Genomic DNA, 12,683 nt, shown 5'->3' with positions numbered 1-12,683 from the left:
AGCATCCCTCAGCGCGGAAGGTCACGTCACCAGGTTTTCCCGGCAACGTCAGGACTGCCGGCGACGACTGATGGGTCCGGCGGTCACCACCGCGTGAATCCGGTTGAGCACCGAGCGCGGCCGTAGCGCCGGGCTGCTCGTACCCGCGTTGTCCGCCATCCCGTCGATCGCGTCGGTCAAGACCTGGTGCGGGTCCTTGGACGGCCGCCATCCGAGGTCGTGGTGGGCGTGCGCACAATTCTGCAGCGGCACCGCGAAGGCCAGATCGATCCAGTCGGGGCTGAGCGGTTGCAGTCCGACCTTCCAGCTGCCCGCGACGATGGCCCGTAGGACGGTCGCCGGCACCTGGACGGGACGGGCGCCCAGGACGTCGGCGACGATCTCCCTCGTCAGCGGCTCGTCGGCGGCCAGGTTGAACTCCCCGCCGCGGCCCTGTTCGAGGACCCGGTCGAGAGCGTCCGCGACATCGTCGGAGTGCACCACCGGGATGGCGAACCGACCATCGAGCGGCAGCACCGGGAGGTACCGCAGCAGCCGCGCCGGGAAGTACGCCGGAAGTCCGTAGCGGTCGAGCGCGGCACCCGCGTCCCGTTGCATGACGATGCCGGGCCGGATCCGGGTGAGCGTCATCCCAGCCGGGTGGTCCCGGGCATAGGTGTCGAGCAGCCGCTCCGCCGCAGCCTTGTCGTTGCTGTACTGCGAGCTCGTCATGCCCGTATGCCGATAGGACTCCTCGACCGGGGTGTCGCTCGTCTTCGCGGCGTACGCGCCGACCGACGACATGTGCACGAAGTGGCCGACACCCGCGCGGTCGGCAGCCGCCAGGACGGCCGCCGTGCCTCCCACGCCCACCCGGGTCAGATAGTCGGGCCGCCGGGTCGGTTGGAACGCCCAGGCGAGGTGCACGACGGCATCCACACCGGTCATCGCCTCGTCCAGCGCCGCGGGTGCGGAGTCCTCGCTGAGATCCACCCGCTGCCAGCGCACATCGTCGTACGGCGGCTCGGACGGCGGCGGCCGGCGAGCCAGCCCGACGATCTCCACTTCCTCGCGACCGGCCAATCGGCGCAGCAGGGCGGTGCCGATGTTGCCGCTGGCGCCGGTGATCAGCAGCCGGGTCATTCGACGTCCAACCCGTGCGACGTGTGCACCAGCCGGCCCACCCGCAGCTTGATCCGCCGGCCGTAGGACAGGACGAGCGCGGTGTAGCCCGGTGTGTCGCCGTGGTAGCCGAGGAAGCCGCGCGGCCCCGCGACCATCGCCCCGGTCACCACGTCGTACCGGCTCTGGTGCCATGGGCACACGAGGCAGCCCGCGGCGTCCACATGTCCCTCGCTGAGGTCGGCCAGTTGATGACGACATCGACGCGACACCGCGAAGTCCTCGCCGTTGCTGTTGCCGACGGCCCATCTGCCGAGCCTGCGGACCGATCCGGGGGGAAGGTCGTCGACGTCCGGCCGTTGTTCGCTCATACGCCTGCGGTACCCGTTCGGGGCGATGGTGACGCATCGCCCGCGCGCCCCACCGCGGCTGCCGGCCCCGGCGGCGCCGGGGGCATACTTCCTATCCGTGCGCGCCCTAGCCAAGACCTCCGCCGCCCCCGGCCTCGAACTGATCGACGCCCCCGAGCCGGACTGCGGACCCGACGACGTGATGATCCGGGTGCTGCGCACCGGCCTGTGCGGCACCGATCTGCACCTGGAGCAGTGGGACGAATGGGCGGCCTCCACGCTGCACGTGCCGCAGATCATCGGCCATGAGTTCTTCGGTGAGGTCGCGCGCGTCGGCGCCAACGTGTCGAGCGTCCGCGTGGGCCAACGCGTTTCGGGCGAGGGCCACATCGTGTGCGGTGAGTGCCGCAACTGCCGGGCCGGGCGGCGGAACCTGTGCATCCGCACGATCGGCATCGGCGTCAACCGGGACGGCGCGTTCGCCGACTACGTCGTGATCCCGGCGACCAACGCCTGGGTGCAGCCCGATGACATGGACCCCGACGTGGGCGCGGTCTTCGACCCGTTCGGCAACGCCACGCACACCGCGTTGTCCTTCCCGATCGCGGGCGAGGACATCCTGGTCACCGGCGCGGGCCCGATCGGCGTGATGGGTGCCGCGATCGCCAAGCACGTCGGCGCGCGCAACGTCGTGGTCACCGACATCAGCGACTACCGCCTCGCGCTGGCCAAGGCGGCCGGCGCCGACCGGGTGGTCAACGTCTCGCGCGATCGCATCGCCGACGCGCAGCGCGAGCTGGGGATGCGCGAGGGCTTCGACATCGCCCTGGAGATGTCCGGCCATTCAGCGGCCGTCGAGGAGATGCTCGCGAACATGAACCACGGCGGACGCATCGCGATGCTCGGGCTGCCCGCGGGTCCGTTCGCCATCGACTGGGGACGGGTGATCACCCACATGATCACCATTAAGGGCATCTACGGCCGCGAGATGTACGACACCTGGTACGCCATGAGCGCGATGCTGCAGTCCTCCGGTCCGCTCGAGCACGCGGTGCGCTCGGTGATCACCCACCGCTTCCCCGCGGAAGAGTGGCAGCAGGCGTTCGACACCGCCCGATCGGGCGAGTGCGGCAAAGTCGTCATGGACTGGAGCTGACGCCACCGCGTCGCTCCCTCACCCGAGGAGACACCGATGTACGACATCAAGGACGATCTGGCCGCGACCCTCGCCGAGATCGAGGACGCGGGCCTGACCAAGCACGAGCGTGAGCTCACCTCACCGCAGTCCTCCCACGTGCGCACGAAGCAGGGTGAGGCACTGAACTTCTGCGCCAACAACTACCTCGGTCTGGCCGACCACCCCGAGATCGTGGCCGCGGCAACCGATGCGTTGCAGCAGTGGGGTTTCGGGATGGCGTCGGTCCGCTTCATCTGCGGGACCCAGTCGCAGCACGCGGAGCTCGAACGCCGTATCGCCGACTTCGTCGGGCAGGAGGCCGCGATCCTCTACTCCTCCTGCTTCGACGCCAACGGCGGCACCTTCGAGGTGCTCTTCGACGCGCAGGACGCGATCATCTCCGACGCCCTCAACCACGCCTCGCTCATCGACGGCATCCGGCTGTCCAAGGCGAAGCGCTACCGCTACCAGAACGCCGACATGGCCGACCTGCGTACGCAGCTGGAGGCAGCGCGGGAGGCGGGTGCCCGCCGTACCGTCGTCGTCACCGACGGGGTCTTCTCGATGGACGGCTACTACGCGCCGCTGGACGAGATCTGCGACCTGGCAGAGGAGTTCGGCGCTCTGGTGATGGTCGACGACTCGCACGCGGTCGGCTTCGTCGGCGACGGCGGACGCGGGACGCACGAGTTGAAGGGTGTGCTGGACCGGGTCGACATCGTGACCGGCACCCTCGGCAAGGCCCTCGGCGGAGCCTCCGGCGGGTACGTCGCCGCGCACCGGGAGATCGTCGACCTGCTGCGCCAGCGCTCGCGTCCCTACCTCTTCTCCAACGCCGTGGCGCCGAGCGTGGTCGCCGGCTCGCTCAAGGCGCTCGAACTCGCCGCAACCTCGACGGATCAGCGGGAAGCGTTGCGGCGCAACACGTCTCTCTTCCGCGAGCTGATGACGGAGGCCGGTTTCGAGCTGCTGCCGGGCGGTCACCCGATCGTCCCGGTCATGTTCCCGGGCGAGGACGGCGCCCGCACCGCGGCCCAGGTCGCCGACGCGATGCTCGAGCGGGGTGTCTACGTGATCGCCTTCTCCTACCCCGTCGTACCGCAGGGCAAGGCGCGCATCCGCGTGCAGCTGTCGGCCGCGCACAGCGAGGACGACGTGCGCACCTGCGTGCAGGCGTTCGTCGACGCACGCGACGAGGTCACCGCAGGCAGCTGAGGCTGCCCCGCGGTGACCGTCGTCGGTGGGGGTGGAACCCCCGTCAGTGCTCCTCCACCGCGTGGGAGTCGGTGAGCGTCAGCGCGCCCCCGATGGCGATGACACCGACGACCGCCGCCAGCACGGCGTAGGTGATGCGCTCGCCGTGGAAGAACGACGCCACGAGGGCGCTGCTCCAGGTGCCCGCCGGCAGCTGCGTGGTGACCAGCGCGGCGATGAGCGTGCCGACGATCGCGGTGCCGACGCTCGTGCCGACCTCTTGTGCCGTGTCGTTCAGTGCCGCGCCGATCGACGTGCGGTTGGCCGGCATCGCATCGATCAGAGCGACCGCACAGATGGTCATCACGGTGCGCAGTCCGATGGTCATCAGGACCATCGAGGCCGCGATCGCGGCGTACCCGTGACTGACGCCCCAGGACAGGCCCACCAGGGAGAGGGTCAGGCAGACGGCGCCGACCAGGCAGGCGATGCGGTGGCCGAAGCGCTTGCCCAGCCACTCCGACAACGGGGTGGCCGCGAGCATCGTGATGATGAGCGGCAGGTTGGCGAGACCGGCCTTGACCGGGCTCCAGCCGTACGCGTACTGGAAGTGCAGGATCAGACCGAAGAGCACCGCGGCCATCGCGATGGAGGTGCCGATCTGGGCGAGCACGGCGCCGCGGGCGGTGCCGTTGGACATGATCGACAGATCCAGCATCGGTGCGGCGCTGCGACGCTCGTGCCAGACCCAGGCGACGGCGGCGGCGATCGCGCCGACGATCGAGGCAAGGGTGATCGCCGAGAGCCAGCCGTGCTGCACGCCACTGGTCAGCGAGTAGCAGGCGAGGCCGATCATCGTGATGCTGAGGAGCGCACCCGGCAGGTCGAGGCGGTCCTTGGTCAGGTCCTCGGGACGGTCCGCACGCACCCCGAGGCGCACGCCGATGCACGCGATCAGCGCGATCGGGGCGTTGACGACCAGCAGCCACTCCCACCGCACGTGCGCCAGGGCGGTCCCGCCGAGCAGCGGGCCGAGGATGAAGCCGGACATACCGACGACGATCATCACGGTGACCGCGCGCATCCGCAGGTCCTTGTCGTCGAAGAGACGGAAGACCAGGGAGTTGGTGATGGGCGCCATCGCGGCGGCCGCGATGCCCAGTGCCGCACGCAGCGCGATGAGCTCACCGGTCGACTCGACGAAGATCACGGCGAGGCTGAGCACACCGAACAGCGCGAGTCCGGCGAGCAGGACCCGACGCCGCCCGAGACGGTCGGCGATCGATCCGGACGTGAGCAGCAGCCCGCCGAACGTCAGGGAGTACGCGCCGGTCACCCACTGCAGCGCGGTCGTGCCGCTGCCGAGGCTGCGACCGATCGTGGGCAGGGCGATCGACAGCAGAGTGTTGTCGACCATCTCGACGAAGAACGCCAGGCAGAGGGCGGCAAGCGGGATCCAGGCCGCACGCAGCGACGTGTAGGTGTGCGGTGCCGGCGCCTTGACGGCGATGTTGGCGGTGTCTGCAGGGGACGTGGTGTCTGTCATGGCGGCCTCCTCAGGGTGACGGACGAGCTCGGTGGTCATGCCGACGAATTTAGGGATGCGTGCTTTCACCGCGGTTTCATCCCGGTTTCACGCCGACCGACGGTGCGGCGCCGCCACTGACGTCTTGCTCTACTCACCGGCCGTCGCGGTGAGGGTCCTGCGTCTGGTGCGGTCGTCTCGCGCGCGACCGTGCCCTACGGAGAGTGGTCAGACATGGACCCCGGCAGCGCGCACCTTCTCCCCGATCGGCCCGTTCTTCCAGTCCTTGGAATACAGACTCACCATGACCCGAGACAAGGCGGGGTGACCTTCCAACCTCTTCGGAAGGACCGACGGTCGCCCTGACGAACTGACCGCGTCGACCGCTGCTCCGGCGCACACCAGTTCTTCGACTCGCATGACGACCTGGTGGCGTCGACTCTGAACCGCCGTCACTCGCGACCACGGAACGGACAACCTGTACTGGTCGCGTTGCACGACCAGGACGTCCGGATGGACGGTCAGCGTCCGTCTGCGAACACGGCGTACCGACATAGATCCGGCGAGCAGTACGAACACGATCGCCGCCCCAAGACCCAGACCGAACGGCGGAATCGCCAACACGCAGAACGCGGCACCGATCACGGCAACCGGGGCTGACGACGCGATGGCGACGGACCAACGGATCCGAAGCTGAGTCACGGGCACAGGGTAAGCGCGAGGTGGCAACCGACCCACGACAGCCCGAAGGGATCAGCGACCGTGTCGACGCCATCCGGCGGCCGCAGAAGCGGGGCGGGGCCCTCAACCAGCCTCGCTGCCGTCGCGCAGCGACCGGACCATGCTGCGCAGGATCCGCAGCGCGTCCGACCGCTCGCCCGGGGTCAGACCGCTCAGCATCCTGACCTCGACGGATCGGATGGCGGCGGTCGCCTTCGCGAGGCTCCGTCGACCGCGTGGCGTGAGGCGCGCGGGGAGGACCTTCCCCACCGCGGCCTGCGTCGGCCTGGTCACGAAGCCGTCGCGTTCCAGGGCCTGCAGCAGTACGTTCATCGACTGCCGTGTCACGAAGGCGCCTCGGGCGAGTTCGGAGTTCGAGAGGCCCGGGCGCTGGGCGAGCAACTCGAGGCAGGAGTAGTGCGTCACGGTCATCCCCAGCGGCCTCAGCACCGCCTCCATCTCTGAGCGCAGGGCGCTGGAGGCCTCTTTGAGCAGGTAGCCCAGCGACGTCTCCAGGTCGATGCCAGGTCCGTCTTGACTCATGTCAGTATTCTGACATACCGTCGCTCATGTCAGATTACTGACACGCCACGGAAAGTAGGAAGATCACCATGCCCGTCACCGGCCCCGACTTCATCTCGCTCCAAGCTCGCGACCTCGACGCCTCGCAGGCGTTCTACGAGCAGTACCTCGGTCTCGTCCGATCCCCCGTCGGCCCTCCCCACGCCGTCGTCTTCGACACCAAGCCGATCGCGTTCGCATTGCGGGACATCGTCCCCGACACCGATCTGGCGTCCGTCCCGCAACCCGGCATCGGCGCCGCCATCTGGCTGCACGCCACCGACGTGCAGGCCATCCACGACGCCCTCGCCGCGGACGGCCACACGATCGTGACCGCGCCGATCGACGGCCCGTTCGGTCGCACGTTCACCTTCGCCGACCCCGACGGCTACCAGGTCACGCTGCACGACAAGGCCTAGGACGACGGTCGCCGCGCCCCTGGAACGGGGCGTGGCACGTTTCCGACCCGTCGCCGTACCCCGGGAGACACACGTCGCACCACGCGACTACGGTCGAAATCATGGACTTTCGATACCTCGGCAACAGCGGACTGAAGATCTCCGAGATCACCTACGGCAACTGGCTGACCCACGGCTCCCAGGTCGAGGACGACATGGCGGTGCGGTGCGTGCGCGCCGCCCTCGACGCCGGCATCACCACCTTCGACACCGCCGACGTCTACGCGAACGGCGCCGCGGAGAGCGTGCTCGGCCGGGCCCTGGCCGGCGAACGCCGCGAGGGGATCGAGATCTTCACCAAGGTGTATTTCCCGACGGGTCTGAAGAAGCACAACGACACCGGCTTGTCCCGCAAGCACATCCGCGACTCGATCGACGCGTCGCTGCGGCGGCTGCGCACCGACTACATCGATCTCTACCAGGCGCACCGCTACGACCACGAGACGCCGCTGGAGGAGACGATGCAGGCGTTCGCCGACGTCGTGCGGTCCGGCAAGGCCCTCTACATCGGGGTCAGCGAATGGACGGCCGACCAGTTGCGCGCCGGCCACGCGCTCGCGCAGGAACTCGGCATCCAGCTCATCTCCAACCAGCCGCAGTACTCCATGCTCTGGCGGGTCATCGAGGACCAGGTCGTGCCGACGTCCAAGGAGCTGGGCGTCTCCCAGATCGTCTGGTCGCCCATCGCCCAGGGGATCCTGACCGGCAAGTACCAGCCGGGGAAGCAGCCCCCGGCCGATAGCCGCGCCGCCGACGAGAAGGGCGGCGCCGACATGATCAAGCGCTTCATGAACGACGAAACCCTCACCGCCGTGCAGAAACTCGTGCCCATCGCCAAGGACCAGAACCTCTCGATGGCACAGCTCGCGGTGGCCTGGGTGCTGCATAACGACAACGTCGCAGCCGCCCTCATCGGCGCGTCGAAGCCGGAGCAGGTCACCGACAACGCAGGCGCCGCCGGCGTCACCCTCGCACCCGACGTGCTCACCTCGATCGACGAGGCGCTGGGTGATCTCCCCGAGAAGGACGCCGGTAAGACGAGTTCACCCAAGGAACGTCTCGTTTGAGGCACGAATGCCCGCGGGCATTTCCAACCTGAGCAATTCCTGAACATCCTCGCTACGCTCCGGCGATGGGATTCTCCACGCTGGTGCGGACCAAGGATGTCGACACCGTCATCCACCAGAACGACGAGGGCGGTGCGGATCACCACACGAGACTCGGGAAGAGTCTCGGTGCCCGGGACCTGATGGGTTTCGGCATCGGCATCGTGATCGGCACCGGCATCTTCACCCTGACCGGGGTGGAGGCCAAGAACCACGCGGGCCCCGCGGTGGTGATCTCGTTCGCGATCGCCGGCGTCATCAGCATGCTGGCGGCGCTGTGCTACGCCGAGCTCGCCGCCGCGGTGCCGACCGCGGGGAGTTCCTACACGTACGCGTACACGACGATCGGTGAGATCTTCGCCTGGATCATCGCGTGGGACCTGATCCTGGAGTTCGCCCTGGGCGCGGCGGTGGTCGCGCGCGGCTGGTCGGGCTACCTGCAGTCGTCGTTCAACCTGCCGCAGGCGTTCTTCGGCGAGGAGCACTCCGTCGTCAACCTCGGCGCCGTCTTCATCGCGGCCGTCCTGGGCATCATCGCCGCGGTCGGCATCCGCGAGTCCAAATGGGTGACCAACGCGCTCGTCGCGATCAAGGTCTCCATCTGCGTCTTCGTGATCGTCGTCGGCATCTTCTTCATCAAGGCCGCCAACTACAAGCCCTACATCCCGCCGTCCCGGCCGGACACCTCCGGCAAGTCGGGCCTGTCCCAGCCGCTGTGGCAGTGGGCCTCCGGGTCGCACGCCACGGCGTACGGGCTCACCGGCGTGCTCGTCGCGACGGCCGTGGTCTTCTTCGCCTACAGCGGTTTCGAGGCCGTCGCCAACCTCGCCGAGGAGACCAAGGACCCCGCCAAGGACATGCCGCGCGGCCTGATCGGCACCCTGGTCATCTGCACGGTCCTCTACCTCGCGGTGTGCGCGGTGCTCACCGGCATGGTCAAGTACACCGGCCTGTCCGAGGGCGCCCCGATCTCCGATGCGTTCAAACAGGTCGGCATGGGCTGGGCGAACGTCGTCATCGGCATCGCCGCCGTCTGCGGGCTGAGCTCGGTGATCCTGGTCGACATCGTGGCCATGGGCCGCATCGGCTTCGCCCTCTGCCGTGACGGGCTGCTGCCCCCGGCCGTCGGCCAGGTTCACCCGAAGTTCAAGACGCCGTTCCGCATCACCATCTTCACCACCATCGTGGTCTGCATCCTGGCCGCGTTCGTCCCGCTGGCGACACTCGCCGAGATGGTCAGCATCGGCACGCTCTTCGCGTTCGTGGTGGTGGCCATCGCGGTCGCCGTGCTGCGGCGTACGAAGCCGAAGATGAAGCGGCCGTTCCGCACCCCGGCTATCCCCTGGCTGCCGATCGTTTCGGCGGTGTCCTGCGTCGCCCTGATGAGCAGTCTCGCCGTCGAGACGTGGATCCGGTTCCTGATCTGGCTCGTCATCGGACTGCTCGTCTACACCTTCTACGGCCGCAAGCACTCCCGCCTCGCCACCGGCGAGAAGGCCATCGCCGGAGTGGACGATGCCGACCCCGTCGACGTCTGATCGGACCTGCTCCTAGGACGGATGACCGGCATGTCGGGGCACCTTCGGGTGCCCCGACTCCGTCTCGGGCTCCGGTTCGAGATGCGGCAGTGCCCGGTCCAGCCAGCCCGGCAGCCACCAGTTGCTCCTGCCGAGAAGGAACATCGTCGCCGGCACGATGATCAACCGGATGACGGAAGCGTCCAGGAGCACGCTGACGCCGAGACCGAGCGCGAGCATCTTGATCACCACGTTGGTGGACAGCAGGAACGAGAAGAAGACGCTCGCCATGATCAGCGCCGCGCAGGTGATGACCTTGGCGGTCACCGCCATCCCGTCTGCGACGCTGCGGCCGTTCTCCCCGGTGGCCACCCACCGTTCGCGAATGCGTGAGAGCAGGAAGACCTCGTAGTCCATCGACAACCCGAACACGATGGCGAACATCATCATCGGCACGTAGGACTCGATCGGGACCTTCTCGTGGACGCCGAGCAGCGAACCGCCCCAACCCCATTGGAAGACGGCGACGACGACGCCGTAGGCCGCGGCGATCGAGAAGAGGTTCGCGAAGGCGGCCTTGAGCGCCAGCAACGGACTGCGGAAGCTCGCGAGGAGCAGGACGAACGAGGCCGCGACCACCACCGCGATGATGACCGGTAACCGTGCGGCGACCTGATCGCGGAACTCCAGGTTGCCGGCGAGGGTGCCGGTCACATACCCCGTCGCCTTCGAGCCGGCGAGCGCGGACGGCAGCGTGGTGTCGCGCAGCGTCTTGATCAACGCATCGGTCTTGGCGTCCTGCGGGCTGGTGGTGGGGATGACGTTCGCGACCAGGAGCTTTCCGTCGGACGTCGGCTGGGGCGTGGTCACGGACGCCACGCCGTGGGTAGATGCGAGGTCCTTCTGCAGCGTCGAGCCAAGCTGCTGCGCCGAGGTCGTGGAGGTCCCGGACGGCAGCTGCACGACGATCGCGACGGGCCCGTTGGCACCGACGCCGAAACCCCTGCTGATGGCGTCATAGGCGCGGGCATCGGTGTACGACGAGGGGTCGGCGCCCTCGTCCACGTGCCCGATCGTCATCGACAGCACCGGGATCGCGATGATCGTGAGGAACGCCAGGCCCGAGACCAGGTAGATCCAGGGACGCCGTTCGACGTGGACTGCGTACCGGTGCCACACCGTCTCGGCACCCGTGACGTCGCTCTCCGCGCTCGGCGCGCGCACCCGCAACCGGTCGATCGAGCGGCCGGCGAGTCCGAACATCGCCGGGACGAGTGTCACGGACGCCGCGGCGGCGACCGCGACGGCGATCGACGCGGCCGCGCCGAGCTTGCCGATGAAGGTGATGCCGGAGGCGAACAGCCCGAGCATCGCGATGACCACCGTGACGCCGGCGATCAGCACGGCCCGACCGCTGGTCGCCGTCGTGAGACCGGCTGACTCCACCGGATCCATACCGTCCATCACGTGCTGGCGGTGGCGGGTCGTGAGGAACAGCCCGTAGTCGATACCGACGCCCAACCCGATCATCACGGCCAGGGTGGGCGACACCGATGCGAACTCGGTGGCGGCCGCGACGACTCCGAGGAGACCGAGACCGGTCGCCACCCCGACCGCCGCCGTCACGATGGGCAGGCCCGCGGCGTACACGCTGCCGAAACCGATCAGCAGCACCAGGATCGCCACCCCGATCCCGATCAGTTCCGAGGTCAGGTGGGCGTTCTCGGGACGCGCCGCCTGGCCGAGGACGCCGCCGTAGTCCACGTGCACCCCGACGCTGCGCGCTGGAGCGACCGCGTCGTCCACCGACCGCACGTACGACGACCCGAGGGTCGTGGGGTTGACGTCGAAGTGCACGACCGCGTACGACGTGCGGCCGTCCTTGGAGGTCGTCGGGTCACCGACCGACAGCACGTGCGGCAGCCTGCCGACGTTCTGGGCGGAGGAGGTGATCTGACTGGAGTGCTGCGCCAGCGAACCCGTGGACACCGTGAAGACCAGTTGGCCGCTCTGGCCGCCGGAGGAGGGTGCATGTTGCTTCAGCAACGCCCCGCCCTGCTGGGCCGACGAGCCGGGCAGTGAGAAGTCGTCCGAGTACGACGACCCGACGGCGCGGTCCGCGATGGTCGCGCCGGCGAGCAGTGCCAGCCACACCACCAGAACGACCCAGGCGTGCGACGCGCAGAAGCGCCCCATCCGGTACATCGAGCCCTGTGCCATCTGCGGTGGACCGTCGGCGGTGCCCATCAGCGACTCGAAGGTCCGCCGAATGAAGGGGTCATCACACCCCGCCAAAGTGTCATGACTGACAGTAAGACTAAAATGTCACAGGTGACAAGATCTGGAGTGAGCCCGGATGAGTGAAGAGCCCGGCCGTCGGGAAGCGAACAAACGCGCGACCCGGGAGGCACTCCAGCAGGCCGCCGACCGGCTCTTCGCCGAGCGAGGGTACGAGCAGACGACGGTGCGGGACATCGCCGCAGCCGCGAAAGTGACCCCTCGCACCTTCTTCCGCTACTTCGGTGGCAAGGAGGAGCTCATCGTGGACGAGGCGCTCGGCTGGTTGCCGCGGCTGACCGCCGCGATCCGCCGGCGCCCGGTCGGCGAGCGGCCACTCACCGCCGTCCTGCACGCCCTCGCGGACGTGTCCGCCCAACTGCGGGATCAGGGGTTGCCCGCGCCGGTGCTGCTCTTCGCGGACGGGCCGCCGAGCACCCGGCTGCGGCTCCGGGGACCCGCTCTGCTGCTGCGCTTCGAGGAGGGCATCGCCGGCGCCGTGCTCGACCGTCTCTCGATCGACCGCACGGAGGACGAGGAGTTGCGCTACGAGAGCGAGGTGTACGCGCGTGCCGCGGTCGCGGCCATGCGCAGCGCGATGATCAGAGACTGGGCGCAGCGCGCCCGCGGCGATGTGGACCCCGTGCCGCTGCCGGAGCTGATGCGCACGGCGTTCGCCCTCGTCGCGTCCGCCTAA

At 68.7% G+C, this 12,683-nt stretch carries 12 protein-coding genes; 6 read left to right on the top strand and 6 right to left on the bottom strand.

Annotated features, from left to right (window positions below; translation table 11 throughout):
- Window positions 1-48: 48 nt before the first annotated feature.
- Both HNR15_RS16980 and HNR15_RS16975 read right to left on the bottom strand, forming a co-directional pair.
- Complete coding sequence (locus HNR15_RS16980; RefSeq protein ID WP_179483473.1) at window positions 49-1,122, bottom strand: NAD-dependent epimerase/dehydratase family protein; 1,074 nt, start codon at window positions 1,120-1,122, stop codon at window positions 49-51.
- Entirely contained in the window at window positions 1,119-1,472 is a 354-nt protein-coding gene (locus HNR15_RS16975; RefSeq protein WP_179483472.1) for a Rieske (2Fe-2S) protein, read from the bottom strand. The genes HNR15_RS16980 and HNR15_RS16975 overlap by 4 nt, the downstream gene beginning before the upstream one ends.
- 97 nt (window positions 1,473-1,569) lie before the next feature.
- Here HNR15_RS16975 and tdh point away from each other — a divergent pair, with 97 nt between their 5' ends.
- Window positions 1,570-2,607, top strand: a complete 1,038-nt coding sequence (gene tdh, locus HNR15_RS16970; RefSeq protein WP_179483471.1) for an L-threonine 3-dehydrogenase — start codon at window positions 1,570-1,572, stop codon at window positions 2,605-2,607.
- Window positions 2,608-2,643: 36 nt separating this feature from the next.
- Complete coding sequence (locus HNR15_RS16965) at window positions 2,644-3,843, top strand: glycine C-acetyltransferase (protein WP_179483470.1); 1,200 nt, start codon at window positions 2,644-2,646, stop codon at window positions 3,841-3,843.
- A gap of 43 nt (window positions 3,844-3,886) precedes the next feature.
- Here HNR15_RS16965 and HNR15_RS16960 read toward each other — a convergent pair whose 3' ends face one another.
- From HNR15_RS16960 to HNR15_RS16950, 3 genes are all read right to left on the bottom strand, one after another.
- Window positions 3,887-5,368 carry an MFS transporter gene (locus HNR15_RS16960; RefSeq protein ID WP_179483469.1) on the bottom strand — a complete coding sequence of 494 codons (1,482 nt, stop codon included), beginning with the start codon at window positions 5,366-5,368 and terminating at the stop codon, window positions 3,887-3,889.
- A 207-nt stretch (window positions 5,369-5,575) separates the two neighbouring features.
- The gene (locus tag HNR15_RS16955; protein ID WP_179483468.1) at window positions 5,576-6,055 is read right to left on the bottom strand and encodes a hypothetical protein; all 480 of its coding nucleotides are present in this window, start codon (window positions 6,053-6,055) and stop codon (window positions 5,576-5,578) included.
- A gap of 96 nt (window positions 6,056-6,151) precedes the next feature.
- Complete coding sequence (locus HNR15_RS16950; RefSeq protein ID WP_179483467.1) at window positions 6,152-6,610, bottom strand: MarR family winged helix-turn-helix transcriptional regulator; 459 nt, start codon at window positions 6,608-6,610, stop codon at window positions 6,152-6,154.
- A 68-nt stretch (window positions 6,611-6,678) separates the two neighbouring features.
- Between HNR15_RS16950 and HNR15_RS16945 the strand changes: the two genes are divergently transcribed.
- The 3 genes from HNR15_RS16945 to HNR15_RS16935 all read left to right on the top strand — a co-directional run bounded on the left by HNR15_RS16945 (window position 6,679) and on the right by HNR15_RS16935 (window position 9,730).
- Window positions 6,679-7,047 carry a VOC family protein gene (locus tag HNR15_RS16945; RefSeq protein WP_179483466.1) on the top strand — a complete coding sequence of 123 codons (369 nt, stop codon included), beginning with the start codon at window positions 6,679-6,681 and terminating at the stop codon, window positions 7,045-7,047.
- Between the two features lie 101 nt (window positions 7,048-7,148).
- Window positions 7,149-8,153: an aldo/keto reductase family protein gene (locus tag HNR15_RS16940; RefSeq protein ID WP_179483465.1), complete on the top strand. Its 1,005-nt coding sequence runs from the start codon at window positions 7,149-7,151 to the stop codon at window positions 8,151-8,153.
- A gap of 65 nt (window positions 8,154-8,218) precedes the next feature.
- Window positions 8,219-9,730, top strand: coding sequence for an APC family permease (locus HNR15_RS16935; protein ID WP_179483464.1), 1,512 nt, complete (start codon window positions 8,219-8,221; stop codon window positions 9,728-9,730).
- Between the two features lie 12 nt (window positions 9,731-9,742).
- Here HNR15_RS16935 and HNR15_RS16930 read toward each other — a convergent pair whose 3' ends face one another.
- On the bottom strand, window positions 9,743-11,956 hold the full coding sequence (locus HNR15_RS16930) for an MMPL family transporter (protein ID WP_218883789.1): 2,214 nt from the start codon (window positions 11,954-11,956) through the stop codon (window positions 9,743-9,745).
- 109 nt (window positions 11,957-12,065) lie between these two features.
- Here HNR15_RS16930 and HNR15_RS16925 point away from each other — a divergent pair, with 109 nt between their 5' ends.
- Window positions 12,066-12,683: a TetR/AcrR family transcriptional regulator gene (locus tag HNR15_RS16925; RefSeq protein WP_179483463.1), complete on the top strand. Its 618-nt coding sequence runs from the start codon at window positions 12,066-12,068 to the stop codon at window positions 12,681-12,683.

This window comes from Allobranchiibius huperziae, assembly GCF_013410455.1.
GTDB lineage: Bacteria > Actinomycetota > Actinomycetes > Actinomycetales > Dermatophilaceae > Allobranchiibius > Allobranchiibius huperziae.
Note: the sequence above shows the minus strand (reverse complement) of the source record. Positions and strands in the feature narration are given on the sequence as shown.